Source organism: Neochlamydia sp. AcF65, from assembly GCF_018342435.1.
Lineage (GTDB): Bacteria > Chlamydiota > Chlamydiia > Chlamydiales > Parachlamydiaceae > Neochlamydia.
In genome coordinates this window covers 21696-37208 of record NZ_JAEMUE010000041.1, presented here as the reverse complement: position 1 = coordinate 37208, position 15513 = coordinate 21696, and the positions used below count along the sequence as shown (strand labels likewise).

Here is a 15513-nt window from a genome sequence, read left to right as displayed (position 1 = left end):
ATATTTGTGTTCTAAGATGACCGATCGTGGTGCAGAGTACTGAGGAGTAAGAAAGCATCATGGGTATAAACTTTATCTGCCCATGGAAGATATTAGTTATTTTCGCCTTAAGGTCAGACATCCTCAAACCAAGAAAAACGGAATCTAAATAAGTGTACTTGCGAGAATCTAGGCGTCTAGCGATATCCTCTATAAGCAATGTCGCTTTTATAAGTTATTATCTGTGAGATAGATATAAGATTTTTTTTCTTTTAGATAGATGGCATGCCTTTTGCATTAAGGAAAGTATATCACATCTTTAATGAGGGAGGTAGTTATGACTAAAGCAGAATTAATTAAAAAGATTGCCGTGTTAGAATCAGTGAATGATCAAATGTATTCTGAACTCTGTGAAGTAGATCGTCTGATGCGTCTTGTAGGTTTTGAAGGGGGACTGGAAACCGTTAAGCTAACTGCCCAAGAACTCTATCAAAGCGAGCATGTTGGTGAAGAAGGGGAAGAAAACCTATAAACCAGGGGAATGAAATTAAAAATATTTATCCCATAGGAAGGTAGTAGATGAAAGTTCAAGATAGTTTATATGTCTGGATTGAGGGGAATGAAGATAAAAAAGAGAGAAGAGCTCTTAAGTCATTACAAAAACGCCATATAAAAAGAATGGGCCCTTCTCTTCACATTAATCTTTTTACCTGCCTGCTCCTTAAAGAGCCTGCTAATTCACCAAAATGAGAAAGGATGACTACTTCAGCTTTTAAAAAAAGAGAAATAAAAACAATGGCTGGTGCTTTTTCATGTCATATAGAGAGAAGGGCTTTGCTCCAAGTTAAAAAGAGAAAAGAGCCTTACAAAGCACATGCCTCTAACTTAATTTGGTAGCTTGAATATAGGGACTATCTTAGCGGCTAAATTGCCTAGTTCATACGGCTGGCTAAGAGTAGCGCTTAAGGCCAAGATAAGTTTTTAATTTTCCCAAAAGCTTTTGTGTATAGATATGACGGGTTGGCTTCAGGCCCTCACCCACAAACATTTGCTAGCACTAGTTGTAGGAAATGTGATTGCTTATGGATGAAGAGCTTATCAAAATGGCGTTACTCTAAAAGTGCTAGTTGGTCAGAAGATTCATTGCTTAGCGAGTGATCAAGGATCAACTATTCCTCAAATTAAGGGAAAGATCAAACAGTATTGCTTAAGCTCATTGGCTCCGTAATAGCCAAGGGCCAGCAAAACAGCACCATACATCTTTGAGGGGTGCACGGTGTCTTGGAACCCTATATGCTAACTTGCAAGCTGCTTTTAAAGATAAACACCCTCTAGAAAAAGGCCAAATTAGCCAGTGTGCTTAGACGGGGGGGGTACCCTAAGGGGTGTTGTCTACAAGAAGGATGACAAGCGCTGCCGTGCTGGATTAGCACTCATAAGTTGCGGAAGTTTTTCCACAAACTTTTAAAGCAGATCAAACATTTTCGTGTCTACTTGAGAGATCTTGCTATTTCTATAGCCCATGATGCCGCCGAAGAATCTTTAAGAAATCCTGTCATTGTATGTAAGGTATATCTAGATAGCCAGTCAACCTAGGCAAAAGATGGAAGAAAGTTCTACCTAGTTCTAACGCAAATCTTTATCGGCAAAGTAAATTTATGTTAGATCTTCTGGCAAACGTGATCCCTGCAGTACGTACCAAGCAACCCATATTTTCTAAAAAGCCTTTTATATTCCATGAACGCTTAAAAGAACTGCTCTTTAGTTTTCGTGTGGATAAATTTAGCTATAAATATTAGCCCTTAAAGATTAGGGAAGTAAAACAATCTTAAGAAAATAACCCCCTAAAAAGGGGAAATTGGCTAAAAAGACGAATGCTTTTTTTAAATAAGGGACTTTAAATTGGCTGGCTATTTTTATAATGCTTTAAAAGTGAAAGAGATAAATAAAATTTTTCTCTTTTTAAACGAATGGCATGCCTTTTGCATTAAGGAAAGTATATCACATCTTTAATGAGGGAGGTAGTTATGACTAAAGCAGAATTAATTAAAAAGATTGCCGTATTAGAATCCGTAAATGATCAAATGTATTCAGAACTTTATGAAGTCGATCGTCTGATGCGTCTAGTAGGTTTTGAAGGAGGATTGGAGACGGTTAAGCTAACCGCTCAAGAGATCTATCAAAGCGGGCATGTTGGAGAAGAAGGGGAAGAAAGCCTATAAACCGGTGCCATGCCATTAAAGGTATTCATTCACTGGGGAAGAGCAAATAAGGGCTTAAAATGATTTACATCCAGGGGTCAATCCATAGGAAAAGAAAAAGGAGATAAGGCTCCTTTAAGCCCCTAATTGAATCCTAAGTTAAAGGTATGCATAGACTTCCCTACTTTTTTTGCCTGCTTAGCTCCTTAAAGAGCCTATTAATTCACCCAAAGGAGAGAGGGTGGCTACTTTAGCTTTTAAAAAAAGGAAATAAAAAAAAGGCTGGTGTTTTCTCTTGTCGTATGGAGTAAAGAAGGGCTTTGCTAGCGTCAGCACAGGGAAAACGTTACAAAGTAAGTACCTTACTTAATTTAATAGATAAGTTAAATCCTGTAAGGTTAATTGAGCAAAGGATCCTTCTTCTTCAAAAAGAGTCTCTATCATTGACTTTTTTTGCTCTTTTAAGCGCATGATTTTTTCCTCGATAGTTTCTATAGTCACATACCGCTTAGCAAATACAGGCGTGTTTCTTCCAATGCGATGAGCTCGGTTAATGGCCTGCTTTTCAGCAGCTTCGTTCCACCACGGATCAAAAATCATGACATGATCGGCTCGGGTTAGATTTAAACCCGTTCCCCCTGCTTTTAAACTAATAAGAAATAAAGGAATATCGGCATTCTCTTGAAACTGGTTAACAACCTTTTCACGATCTTTAGTAAGGCCATCTAAATAAACAAAGCTCCACTGCCTTGCTTTAAATTCACGAGCCATAAGATGCAGCATGGAAGTAAATTGGCTGTAAATCAATACTTTATCTTTTTCTGCCAGCGCGTTGCTCACATCCTGCAAAAAAGCCTCCATTTTTCCGCTCGTGCATTCTAGCTGTTCATCTTCATTTAATTGAGAGGAAATTAAAAGAGGATGACAGCAGATTTGCCTTAATCTTAAAATAGCTTCAAATACCTCCAAGCGATGCTTTGACAATCCCTCCATATTTATTTTGGTAAACAAATGGCTTTTAATTCCTGCTAAATAGCTATCATAAATTTTTCTTTGAGAGGGAGTCATCTCTACCCATACGGTTTGTTCAATACAGGCGGGAAGATCTTTGGCTACTTCTGCTTTCTTTCGGCGTAATACAAAAGGATGAATTTTTTTCTTGATGTTTTGTAAGTAGCGGCTATCTGATTGGCTTGCTTTTAAACCAGCACAAAAGTCTTTCTCCTCGCCTAAAAGTTCGGGCATGAGGAAATGAAAGTGGGACCATATTTCTCCTAAATGATTTTCGATAGGCGTGCCGGTTAAGAGTAGGCGAAAGTCTCCTTGTAATTGATAAGCTGCCTTTGCTACTTGAGTAAGGGAGTTTTTAATCGCTTGAGCTTCATCTAAGATAAGGGCAGCAAATTCAATAGGAGCTAATAATGCTAGGTCAAGGCGCATCGTAGCATAGGATGTTAAAATAATAGTATCACTAGCTAAATCCTCTTCTGTCAGTGCTCTTAATGGGCCATGATGTAAGATAATCTTTTTGTGGGGGAGAAAACGCTCGATCTCTCGTTGCCAATTAAATATCAAGGAGGTAGGCATGACAATCAATACAGGCTTAAAATGCTCTAACTGAGACAAAAAAGCTAAAACCTGCACGGTTTTGCCTAGGCCCATATCGTCGGATAAAATTCCATTAAAGCCATAATGCTTTAAAAAGTTTAACCAGTTGAGGCCTTGTTGCTGATAAGGACGTAAGGAACCTTGAAATAAAGGGCTAGGATCTATAGAAGGAAGTTCAGCCAAGGTTTGCAGCTCAGTTTTTAATTTGCTTGTCGCTGCATCTAAAGAAAGATGAGAGGAAGCTTGAAAGAAGTTCTCTAAAACTCCTACTTGATGTTTTTTTAGCTTTATACCTTCCGTAACAATTTCCCCTTCTTTAAAAAGAGTAGGAACTCCTTCAAGTTCCCATTTTTCGGGAAGTAAGCCTATAGCTTCTTCGCCAATTTGAACAAAACGCTCACTTTTATTAAAAGCTCCTGCTACTTCTTGAAGAGGAGCTTGGTAAGTATCAAAATGAAAGGTTCCGCGCGTGATGATCTCTTTTCCCTTCATAGAAATATCTAAATGGCTGTGAGTCAAAAGATAAACTTTTTTTCTCTGGTAATCTTTAATATGCCATCCAATCTCTAATAAAAATGTTAATGACTTAGCTATTTGATCAAGAGGGCAATAGTAGTGAGAGTGGCCGACTAATTTTTGGATAAACCCTGTCTCTAAAAGATCTTTCTCCCAATTCTTTTCAGCCCCAACGTCGCGCTTGTGAGCGTTAATATTTTTATCATGAAAGGGCCATTGCTTATCCTCACCATAATCCATCCACAGGTCTGCAAAAGCCCCAGAGCGATCTTTAAGGATCAGCAGAGGCAACGGTTGCTGAGCCTGCTGATCCTGTTCCTGTTTACTGTCTGTATAGACAATCCGCGCAAGAGATTCTACATCTGCATCTGCTGCTCTTCTGCTTTCAAGTAAGTAGCTTAAAGAAAACTCAAGAGGTTCGTAATAAATCTGCTTAAGTTCTTTCCAGGTAACCTCCGTATGGATAAGCTTAAGAATATTTCCTTTGATGAACCAATGGTTGGACCCTCGGCAAATAAAATCGCAAGCTGATAGATTAAACTCTTGGTCTAGATACTTTAGCATTCCATGCGCCCTCTGATCATGAATGCGATAATAAAATTCTACGGGCGTAAAGAAATCGCAGATAAGTTTCTTTCCATTATAAAAAAGCTTTCCTGAAGCTGCCAATAGCTTGAGAGCTTGAATGGATTGGGTATAGGGAATTTTAAGATACCCATCCACTAGCTTAGCATCTCTTAAGCTAAGAATGCGCTGAGGATCTTTATCTTTGAGAGTTGCCCATTGGCTCCAGCGGGTGGTCGTTACAGGGGAGTTAAAAGAGTGAAGAACTGTGTTAGATCCTTCATGGCGTACTTCTACAATCGCTACGGCTAACAATCCTTCTTTCTCTGATGCTGCTTTATCAATGCTATAAGCTATTTCTGGCATAAATATTTTACTAATTGTTTATATCATAAAGAAAAGATATACTAAATTTTTTTACAGATAAATCATAACAGGTTTTATGAATAAACTTAAAATGTGGAATGAGCATTCAAGCTGGAGCGAGGCTGAACAGGCTTGGGATGAACGTGCTAGCAAAGCAGCAAAAGAACATCCTATTAAGAGGTTAAAGCAATTGCCTGCTATGCCTGGAATAACCAAAGAGACCTCTAAAAACCTTAAATGGAAAAGCTTAAAGTGGATGATCACCCAAGATCATCAAGGTGCTATACGTAAAGGCTTTTTTAAACATCCTTTAAAATATGGATGGGCCTTTTTAAAATCTATTTTAAAGCCTAAGCCCTATAAAAAAGAAGGCGATTTTTTTTATTATGGCCTTCAGGATGAAGAACAGTTTAAAATGCTGTTAAAACAGCCTAACACTTTACTAGTTTTAGGGTTTTCTTATTGCCATAAACCTTTTGAATGCCCATCTGGTCGTTTCACCGATCAATGTATACATGATCCTGCCCATGCTGTCTGCCAACAATGTTTTATTGGGAAAGCGGTCCATGCCTCTAAAAAAGAGACGATTATTCCTTTATTTATTCCTACTATTCATTATATAGGAGGAAAAATCTTTGAAATCGTCCATCATTATCCTGAGAAACAAGTTATTTTTATGATTACGGCTTGCGAAATGACGTTAGAGATGTTTGGAGATTGGGGCAATATGGTAGGCCTTAAGGGCATTGGTATACGCCTAGATGGCCGCATCTGCAATACCATGAAAGCTTTTGAACTGTCAGAAAAAGGTATTAAACCTGGCTTGACAGTCGTACTAGAAGAAACGCAAAAGCGTATGCTAAGCCTTATTAGATATTGCCTGGAAAATAAAGGGAAAATCTAGACATTTCCCTTCATTCCTAGCTTATGAATAAAATATATATAAACAAGTTCAAGCCTTCAAGCGTTTATACTTATTTAAAGCCTATTTGGGAGTGTTAGAAGCTATATTTATATATTTATGCTTTTTCCTAAAAGGCTTATGCGGTCTATCTTCTTGAAAAGGACGTACTCGTTCCGCCTGTTGACACTGCTCTTGGCAACACCCTAAATACTTTTTTGAACATTCATTACAACATATAAATAAATCGTTACAATCCATATTGGCACAATTTAAATAGGTATCACAAGGTTGGTTACAATGATGGCAGGTGGCGATAGTCTTTGTCTCTTCCTTGCTGATAGGTACAGTCAAGCGATCATCAAAGACGAAAAGTTTGCCTAACCAATAATCGCTACCTTCTTGTAAACCATAATTGATGATGCCTCCTTCTAATTGATAAACTTTATCAAAACCTTGTTTAATAAGGATGGAAGAATAAAGTTCGCAGCGAATTCCTCCGGTGCAGTACATCATCACGGGAGTTTTTTGAGGATCTATTTTTGCTTTAAGATCTTCGACGTAATGTTTGAAATCTTTAAAGGTTTCACAAGGAGGAAGTTCTGCTCCTTCAAAGTGGCCAACTTTCCACTCATAATCATTCCTTACATCAATGAGAATATGGTCGTCTTTTTTTTCCAGCATCTCTTTCCATCGTTGAGGGGAGACATGTTCACCGCGCTTACTCAAATCTATTCTTTCATCCACAGCTACCAGTTGCTTGCGATATTTGACAGTACAGCGCGGAAAAGCGTGTTCATGGTACTCATGAAGCTTAAAATGCATGTCCTTAAATTCTGGCCTAGCATGCATCCAATCCATATAAGCTTGGCCATCTTCCCGAGAGGCTGACATTTGGCCGTTAATTCCATTTTCTGAAATATATATACGGCAAGTGACATCGCGTCCCTCAAAGAACTGTTTATGGGCGGTTACTTCTGCGTGTGGATCAGGTAAATGGGGAAAATGGTAATAGGCTAAGACAAGATAAGGTAGGGAGTGTGACATATTAAAATTAAGGAAAAGGGGGTTAATATTTTAGTTTACTAATCCAAGAGGACCACTTTTGCTCGAGGTTAGGATTGTCTAGGCAATATTTATAAAAATTTTTCATAAACTCCAGCCTTTCAAAATGGTAAGGGTATCTCCAGTCGTTTACTTCAAAAGGCACTGTTAAATCTTTGCCTCCAATCAGGGCATGGCGTTGAAGAATATCTTTGAAAGAAACCTTTGAAGCATTGCGGATCATGTCGTACATAGCAATCAAGGCTGTGCTTCGCCCTCTACCCGCAGCACAATGAAAGTGGAGCCAGTAACCAGGATTTTCGTGGGTCAAATGATAAGCCTTTATAAGTTCGATGAAACGATCGACTTGCTCATCGCCAGGTTTAACATGATCGGTCAACGGAAGGCGTACATGGTGAATTCCCATTTTGCAGATTAAATCATTCTCTGTATAAACTTCTTTAACATGCACAGTAGAGGAAGGATTAAAAGTATATTTGTCATGAAGATGCACCTGCTTATTTCTTAACAGCTTTTGCAATCTTTCATTTTCATCCCACTGAATTTCTTCAAAAGTTTTTTCTTTATTATGCCAGTTTCTCTCGCCATACCAGCTCACTGCCATGCCATTGATAAAACCATGGGATTCTTCACGTAAATCAATAACCATAATGCGGTTATAAGGAATAGTCTTTAAAATTTGAAGAAGGCCATTTGCCGAAAACTGTCCGCTTGCCGAAGCATTTAAATTGAGAAGACCCTCGACTGAGGGAAGAGAAGGATTGCTGTGCTTAGCTAGATAACAGGGCGTAGTCATCCGAAAATTTTTGGGAAGATCTTCTAAATTCTCCATATTAAGGATTAAAGGGATTTCTTTTATGGGCATTAACCTATCCTCATTAGCACTTAAGGTGAAGGAAAGTAGGAAACAAGTAAGATGAATAAGCGTAAATATACGTTCTGATATCATTAAAATGGCCACCAAACGGTTGAAAAGATAATAATGAAAGCTTTTGTAAAACTCAACATATATCTTTTGAATTTAAAGATTGGATTAAAGGAATTTAAAAATCATAAAAAGCCTTTCGCTGCTTTGTCTATATAGCTAAGCTAGCCATAAGAAGCCTGTTTTTTCAGCTTTATAAGATGGCGGGATGATTAGGTGCCTTTACTTAAGCAAAATTTAAGGATACACTCCTTCATTGCCATTTAAGCTGTGAAGTCCTAAGGCATTAAAAAAGTTAATGCTTAAATTTTATGAAGTTTTTAATCAAAAATTAAAAAAAATGCATAACAAAGGTGATAAGTAATCTCTCCACCCTGATAAGAGGCTTTTTTGTGTTTTTAAGAGAAGGGAAAACTTTTTACGAAGAAAGCTTTTAAAGATTAAATAAAATCTTAAAATTTTTAATGATATTTACTTCTCATTTTGAAAAAAAACACTCCCGCTTACTGTGAATTTTTTGGCAAAAAAGCCCGTAAGTTGTCCTCAGCAAAAGAAAATGTAGAAGAGAAGCCCTTAAGATAAGCAGCCCTCATTCTCTTAAAGTAGACAAGTCCAAAGCTCTAAGCGAACAATACCTTCTAATTATGAAGGCTACCTATACTTTTAAGAGCTAAAGCTTTTATCCATTAAAGAAATTTAAGTTTTTTAATGCTCTTGCTTTATAAAAAAATTCTCTTGTAATCTTTTTTTTGAACCTCGCTCAAAAATAACAGCATAGGATAAGATACATTTGAAGATGCCATACATTTTAAGGAGAATTGCATGTCAGAACATTTAAAGCATTTAGATGATGATAACTTTGGAACCACTATAGCAACAGGCGTGACTTTGGTAGATTTCTTTGCTGATTGGTGTGGTCCTTGTAAGATGATAGCCCCTATAATTGAAGAATTAGCAGGAGAGCTGGCCGAACAAGCTACTATCGCTAAGGTAGATATTGAAAAAGCTCAAAAAGTTACAGCTCAATATGGTGTAACTTCTATCCCTACACTTATCGTTTTTAAAGAAGGCAAGGAAATTAAACGCTTTGTAGGAGTAAAATCTAAACAAGATCTTAAAGAGGCTATTACGGTGAGCCTTTAAATTTTAAAAGAGGGTAGGTGTAGCTCATCTATTCGTTTAGGTAGAAAAGAGTAAAGCAGACCACTTTAGTGGGGGCCCTTTTGCCCTGTAAGGCAAAAAGGCTCGCGCTCTAGCCTAATTAATTTTTTTTGTCTTTTGCTTGCTTAAAATGATTTTGCCTCCAAGCTTCATAGACAGCTATTCCTACGGAAGTGGCTAGATTTAAGCAACGCACTCCCTCAATCATAGGAATGCGTACAAAGCGCTCTGGCCATTTTTGGAAAAAGATAGGCGGTAATCCTGCTGTTTCAGAACCGAAAATAAGATAATCATTAGCTTGATAGTTCACTTCCGTATGTAAACGGGTGGCCTTACTAGAGAAAAAAGTAAAAGAGTGGCAAGAACTTTCTAGCAGCTCCTCTAGGTTTTCAACAAGTTGAACATTGACGCCTTCCCAATAATCTAAACCCGATCTTTTGAGCCATCGATCACTTATACTAAACCCCAAGGGGGGAATTAAAACAAGGTCGTTGCCAGTTACTGCGCATGTGCGTACAATATTGCCAGTATTTTGAGGGATGCAGGGTTGATAAAGAACTACTTTCACAGGATATAAATATAGAGGGTAGAAGATGTAAAAAGGCTGCATATTTACTGCTATGCAGCCTTTTTATTTTATAAATTTATTTTTTTGAGTCGGTTGCTTCGCTTTCTTCAAGTAAAAGCATTTCTTCCTCAGTGGCCTCAGGGATATCTTTCAAATTTTTTGTATCTCCTTTAGCTTTTACTACCTCAACTTCAAAAATAATAGCTGAATTGGGGGGTAGCTGGCCTGTTTTACCAAATCCTAGATCTGGATGGACAAATAAACGTCGTTTTTCGCCTTCCTTCATTCCATTGATTCCTTTGCTAAAACCTGCGGTTGTCTGGTCTAAGGGAATGGTGACCGGTCCTCCTGTGGCTTCAGAACTATCGAAAACAGTTCCATCAATATATTTGGCCGTATAGTTAATACTAGGAGTTCCATGCTCATCTACAGCCGTGCCAGTGCCTTCTTGTAGGATTATGTATTGCAGTTTTCCTGGCACAATTGTTTGTACATTAGTTTCTTGAGCATTTTTTGCCATAAAAGCTTCCGCAGCTTTCAAATTATCCTCTGATAACTTGGCAAAAGCCTGCTCTTGCACTTTAAACATAAGAGCTTCATATTCTTGATCGCTCATGGGTCCAGCCTTACCTTCTGCTCCATCACGCATGCCTTTGATAATGCTATCTAAATCAAAGGCTACCCCAGGGCTTTTTAAGTTTTTGCCGATGAAGTGACCAAAAGCTTCAGATAGCTTTTTCATGTCGACTTCAGTAGTAGAACTGGCGTGGCTATTGGCATTAGGAAGAGAGTTTTTCGCTGAATGAGACGTTGTATCTTCATGAGCAACTAAAGTTCCTAGTATAAGAGCGGTACTAATACCAGCCAAAGTTAAAAGTTTTGTTTTATTTAGCATAGCGCGATCAAACCTCCATTCTTTTTGAATATACAACACGTTAGGTTAATTACCTAAATTATGTCCACGAAAATCCAGGTTCTTCGATGGTTAATTTAAGATCTTTTAATTGCTCAGAGGAAACGTTTGCAGGACATTCAAGCATTAAATCGCTAGCTTTTTGAGTTTTAGGGAAAGCGATCACATCACGAATGTTTTCTGTTTGGCTTAGGATCATAACAATGCGGTCTAATCCTAGAGCGATTCCTAAATGAGGAGGAGTTCCATAGCTAAGAGCCTCAAGAAAAAATCCAAATTTAATTTTTAGCTCTTCGGCGGATAATTTGAGAAGCTCAAATATTTTCTTTTGCAAGTCACTATTATGAATGCGCTGAGAGCCTCCTCCAATTTCATAGCCGTTAAGCACAATATCATAGCCTGATGAACGTACCGCTAATGGATCTGTATCTAATAGAGGCAAATCATCTGGATGAGGGGAGGTAAAAGGATGATGTTCACTGACTAACCGTTGGTTGTCTTCATCCCAAGCAAATAGGGGAAAATCTGTCACCCATAAAAATTCTAGCTGATGGGGTTTAATTAAATTTCTGTCTCGACTCAATCGTCGCCTTAGATGGTCTAATGCTTGGTTAGTACGAGATTTAGAATCGGCGATCATGAAAAGAAGATCGCCATTTTCCATGCCCATTCTTTGAATAAGTTCTTTCTGCAGCTCCTTAGAGAAAAACTTGGCAATGCTGGAGGATAATGTTCCTTCTTGCATTTTCATCCAAGCGAGCCCTTTTACTCCTAGACGTCCCACAAAATCAGTATATTCATCGATGTTTTTACGCGAAATATCCTGGCCGCCTTTAACGCATAAACCTTTTACCGTGCCTCCACTGTTGATTTGCTCTTGAAAAACAGCAAAGGTCGATTGGGCAGCCAGGTCTTGCAGCTCAACTAGTTCCATGCCAAAACGCATATCTGGACGATCGGTGCCGAAACGTTTCAGGCATTCTTGATGGGAAAGACGGCGAAAACCCACAGGAATATCCATTTCATTACAAGCTTTAAAAATTTTATTTAATAAGCCTTCAATGAGAGGGATGAGATCTTCTGCTGTTCCGAAGCTCATTTCTAGGTCTATTTGGGTAAACTCTGGCTGGCGATCTGCACGTAGATCTTCATCGCGAAAACAAGGGGCTATCTGAAAATAACGATCCATGCCAGCTACCATTAATAGCTGCTTAAATATCTGCGGAGACTGAGGAAGAGCAAAGAAGGACCCAGGGTAAATGCGAGAAGGGACTAAATAATCGCGGGCTCCTTCAGGGGTGGATTTTCCTAAAAGTGGGGTAGAAATTTCAAGGAATCCATTTTCATCCAGATAATGCCTTGTCGCTAACATCGCTTGATGCCTTTTAACAAGCCTGTTGGCGATCTCACCACGTCGAATATCAAGGTAGCGATATTTAAGACGTAATTCCTCATTCACTTCAATCTGTTCATCGCAGATAGAAAAAGGAGTTGTCTTGGCTTTAGAAAGCAATTCAATTGTAAGAACTTGCACTTCAATTTCCCCTGTGGAAAGCTTTAAATTTGCCATGCCTTCTTGCCGGGGGATAACTGTTCCTTGAATGGCGATAACATACTCTGAGCGTAGCTTTTCGCTATCCCTATGAGCTTGAGGATTTTTTTCAGGATCAAAAACCAGCTGGGTAAGGCCAAATCGATCACGCAAATCAATAAATATTAAGCCTCCATGATCCCGGCGACGATGAACCCATCCGGCCAAGGTAACCGCCTGCCCAATATTTTCTTTTCGTAAGCTGCCACAATTAAATGTGCGGCGATAAGTAACCATATAACTCCTCTAACAATCAGTAATTTTTTTCATTTTTAACATTGTCTCTTTAAGGCCCTCTACCATTTCTTGAGTGCTTTCTACTTTATGCTCTAGTTTCTGGATAAAAAATTCCACAGCGTGAGAATTTTTTAAAGATTGACTAATATCCATTATTAATTTCAAAAAATCCTCATTTTTAAAATCAAGCCTTAAGATTTTTGCTAGGTTGTTTAAAGGAATTTTTACGCTTTCTCCTGAATGCATATTTTTAAGGTTAACTTCTTGGTTTTTAAGCTCTTCTTCCCCTATAATGACCACATGTTTTGCCTGTAGCTGATTCGCATAGTGCATGACCTTGGCTAATTTTTTACCGCTCAAATCCATGTCACTAGGAATGCCATGGAGACGCAAGTCCTGCAAAAGAGAAAAACACACTTCTTTAGCTTGTTCTCCCAGAGGGATAAGAAAAACCTCTAAAGCCGGAGCAGGTGGGATCCAAGTTTGTTGCTTTAACATGGTTTGTAAAATTCTTTCCAGGCCCGTTCCAAATCCTATAGTAGGCAGATCGGGTCCACCCAAAGTTTTCATTAAACCATCATAGCGACCTCCTCCTCCTACACTATTTTGAGCGCCTAACTCGCCAGAAGTAATTTCAAATACAGTTTTATTATAGTAATCAAGGCCACGTACAAGCCTTGGGTTAATAGAATAAGGAATGTGGATTTTATTGAGGAGGCGTTTAACTGCTGCAAAGTGTTTGGCACTCTCTTCGTCTAAAAAGTCTAATATATGAGGAGCATCTTTTATAATGGCTTGGTCTTGAGGCTCTTTAGAGTCAAAAATTCTTAACGGATTGAGGGTAAAACGCCGCTGACTATCCTTAGATAACTGCTCATAACGGCCCTTTAGATAAGCTTGCAAAGAAGCTTTAAATAATTTGCGGCTTTCTGGATTGCCTAAAGAATTAATATGAACCTGTAGATTCTTTAATCCCAATTTTTGATAGACATTATAAACTAAATCGATAAGTTCGGCATCTTGCTCTGCCGCTGAAATTCCTATTGCCTCAGCACCAAATTGATGATGCTGACGATAACGCCCAGCTTGAGAGCGCTCATAACGAAACATAGGCCCTATATAAAACATCTTATGGATAGGGGCTTGAGTATGAAGTTGATGCTCAATAAAAGCTCGAATGACAGGAGCTGTTCCTTCAGGGCGTAAGGTAAGAGATCTATCTCCTTTATCTTGAAAGGTATACATTTCTTTGGAGACGATATCACTTGATTCACCTACTCCTCGTATAAACAGTTCAGTTCTTTCAAAAATAGGAGTACGTATCTCTTTATAACCATACGAGGTAGCAGTCTCCCGTATAATATTTTCAATATAATTCCATAGGTAGGAATTACGCCAAGGCTCTTCTATACTTATAGGCAAAATATCAAACACGCCGGGTGCTGAGGGAATGGTCATTGTAAAAGATCTCCTGATTAAGTGGGCGAAGTATAGTAGATAGGAAATAAAGCGTAAAGAGAGAATGAATGATTCTTTTTTTCTTGATTACTTCAATTGTTTAATCTTCATTTGTTATCTAAAATTAATAAATTTTAATTAAAATATATGAATTATGTTATAATAAATTTAGATGGTTTAATTTTTATAAAATAATTTAATTAAGCTTTTATAAATGGTAATGTTTGGAGAGATTTATGAATGATTTTCGTATTCCTAGCTTTGATCCAAAAGCTGCGCTTTTAACTCAAGAAAAAGCTTCTTTTAAGGAAAAAAAAGATCCAGCTGTACATATTCCTTCTCACCGACAAGCAGCCATGAAAGGAAAAGAGAGTGATTTTATTAAGCGGATGAATAACCATGTGATTAAAATCATAAATCTTGTTAAATCCATCTTCACAAGAGCGGAAAACAAAGGAGAGATAAAAAATAGTTCCGTAATAAATGGAGGTTCAAGAAGCATAGAAAAGCTTGTTAGGCCTTGGATTTCTGGTCAAGTAGAGGTAAAGGAAGGCTCTATCTCTTTTTTAATAGGTCTTCGGGCACCACCGGTGGCCTCGCCACTTCTAGCAAAAGAAATCACAGCTTCGCCCCCAGACGATGAAAAAACCAGGGGTATGCAAAAACAAGAAGAGCAAGCAAATATCTCTTTACCTCCTGAAACCCATTCAGTAAAGGAGCCTACTGCCCAAGAATTAGCCTTCACTCCCTCACCATCTTCCCTGCGCGAAGAAAGTTTAGCTAGCAACGTTCCTTTAGCGCCACCTCCTCCTCCCTCTTTACAAACAAAAGATAGCCTGCAGACTAGCATAGCTATTCCTACTGCTCCTCCCCCTCCATCTTTTTTGAAAACCACGGAGATTACTCAATCGGTGGCTCACCAGAAGCTTTCTTCCTCAGGATTAAGTAAGGAAACAGTAAAGAAGCAAGATTACGACATCGTAGAGCACCTCATGAAACGTCGATTAGCCATGCATGATTCTGACGAAGAGGAAGAAGAGGTAGAAGAAGACATGGGAAGCCCAAAAGATAGCAGCCAGCCAATAAACTTAGAGGATAGCCAGCCGACCTTTGCGGTTAAAAAAGAAAAAAATTATCCTCACGAGGCTACACAAGTTAAAAAAGGGAATAGCTCCCAAGGGCAACCCATCGATAGGGCAGCCCTTATGCAACAAATTATAGAAGGCAAAAAGCTTACCTCTATTAAACCCACTGAAAAGCCTAGCAAACCCCAGTCTAGTTCTCCTCTAATGGAAGCTCTTTTTAAAAAAACAGAACAGGTAAAAAGCTCTTCTTCCCATTCATCTTCTTCAGAAAATATGACTGAGGCGGAAGAGGAAGAGTGGAAGGTTTAAAAAGGAGGCTTAAATTCACTACCTTTTTAAAAAATTAGGCCTATAAATTAAAGGCAAAATTTAATT

General features: G+C 38.4%; 13 protein-coding genes. 6 read left to right on the top strand and 7 right to left on the bottom strand.

Going from position 1 to position 15513, the window contains the following annotated elements:
• The first annotated feature begins 316 nt into the window (after window positions 1-316).
• From NEOC65_RS04690 to NEOC65_RS04680, 3 genes are all read left to right on the top strand, one after another.
• Window positions 317-511: a hypothetical protein gene (locus tag NEOC65_RS04690; protein ID WP_242678184.1), complete on the top strand. Its 195-nt coding sequence runs from the start codon at window positions 317-319 to the stop codon at window positions 509-511.
• A gap of 47 nt (window positions 512-558) precedes the next feature.
• Window positions 559-729: a hypothetical protein gene (locus tag NEOC65_RS04685; RefSeq protein ID WP_166155541.1), complete on the top strand. Its 171-nt coding sequence runs from the start codon at window positions 559-561 to the stop codon at window positions 727-729.
• Window positions 730-2006: 1277 nt separating this feature from the next.
• Window positions 2007-2201 (top strand): hypothetical protein, encoded by a 195-nt coding sequence (locus tag NEOC65_RS04680; protein WP_166155538.1) that lies wholly within the window; start codon window positions 2007-2009, stop codon window positions 2199-2201.
• Window positions 2202-2546: 345 nt separating this feature from the next.
• On the opposite strand, the gene NEOC65_RS04675 is transcribed toward NEOC65_RS04680, so the two are convergent.
• Complete coding sequence (locus NEOC65_RS04675; protein ID WP_213155928.1) at window positions 2547-5234, bottom strand: DEAD/DEAH box helicase; 2688 nt, start codon at window positions 5232-5234, stop codon at window positions 2547-2549.
• A gap of 76 nt (window positions 5235-5310) precedes the next feature.
• Here NEOC65_RS04675 and NEOC65_RS04670 point away from each other — a divergent pair, with 76 nt between their 5' ends.
• Window positions 5311-6138 carry a hypothetical protein gene (locus NEOC65_RS04670; RefSeq protein WP_213151645.1) on the top strand — a complete coding sequence of 276 codons (828 nt, stop codon included), beginning with the start codon at window positions 5311-5313 and terminating at the stop codon, window positions 6136-6138.
• A gap of 81 nt (window positions 6139-6219) precedes the next feature.
• On the opposite strand, the gene trhO is transcribed toward NEOC65_RS04670, so the two are convergent.
• Window positions 6220-7182, bottom strand: a complete 963-nt coding sequence (gene trhO, locus NEOC65_RS04665) for an oxygen-dependent tRNA uridine(34) hydroxylase TrhO (protein WP_213155927.1) — start codon at window positions 7180-7182, stop codon at window positions 6220-6222.
• 22 nt (window positions 7183-7204) lie between these two features.
• Window positions 7205-8065 carry a phosphatase domain-containing putative toxin gene (locus NEOC65_RS04660; protein ID WP_213155926.1) on the bottom strand — a complete coding sequence of 287 codons (861 nt, stop codon included), beginning with the start codon at window positions 8063-8065 and terminating at the stop codon, window positions 7205-7207.
• Between the two features lie 882 nt (window positions 8066-8947).
• Between NEOC65_RS04660 and trxA the strand changes: the two genes are divergently transcribed.
• Window positions 8948-9268, top strand: a complete 321-nt coding sequence (trxA, locus tag NEOC65_RS04655; RefSeq protein WP_166155523.1) for a thioredoxin — start codon at window positions 8948-8950, stop codon at window positions 9266-9268.
• Between the two features lie 118 nt (window positions 9269-9386).
• On the opposite strand, the gene NEOC65_RS04650 is transcribed toward trxA, so the two are convergent.
• The 4 genes from NEOC65_RS04650 to hisS form a co-directional block, all read right to left on the bottom strand.
• On the bottom strand, window positions 9387-9854 hold the full coding sequence (locus NEOC65_RS04650) for a tRNA (cytidine(34)-2'-O)-methyltransferase (RefSeq protein ID WP_213155944.1): 468 nt from the start codon (window positions 9852-9854) through the stop codon (window positions 9387-9389).
• A 76-nt stretch (window positions 9855-9930) separates the two neighbouring features.
• Entirely contained in the window at window positions 9931-10749 is an 819-nt protein-coding gene (locus tag NEOC65_RS04645; RefSeq protein WP_213151643.1) for an FKBP-type peptidyl-prolyl cis-trans isomerase, read from the bottom strand.
• 58 nt (window positions 10750-10807) lie between these two features.
• The gene (aspS, locus tag NEOC65_RS04640) at window positions 10808-12595 is read right to left on the bottom strand and encodes an aspartate--tRNA ligase (protein ID WP_213155925.1); all 1788 of its coding nucleotides are present in this window, start codon (window positions 12593-12595) and stop codon (window positions 10808-10810) included.
• Window positions 12596-12604: 9 nt separating this feature from the next.
• A complete protein-coding gene (gene hisS / locus NEOC65_RS04635) occupies window positions 12605-14053 on the bottom strand; it encodes a histidine--tRNA ligase (RefSeq protein ID WP_213155924.1) in 1449 nt (482 codons plus the stop codon).
• A gap of 236 nt (window positions 14054-14289) precedes the next feature.
• Here hisS and NEOC65_RS04630 point away from each other — a divergent pair, with 236 nt between their 5' ends.
• Window positions 14290-15447: a hypothetical protein gene (locus NEOC65_RS04630; RefSeq protein ID WP_213155923.1), complete on the top strand. Its 1158-nt coding sequence runs from the start codon at window positions 14290-14292 to the stop codon at window positions 15445-15447.
• The last annotated feature ends 66 nt before the right edge of the window (window positions 15448-15513 follow it).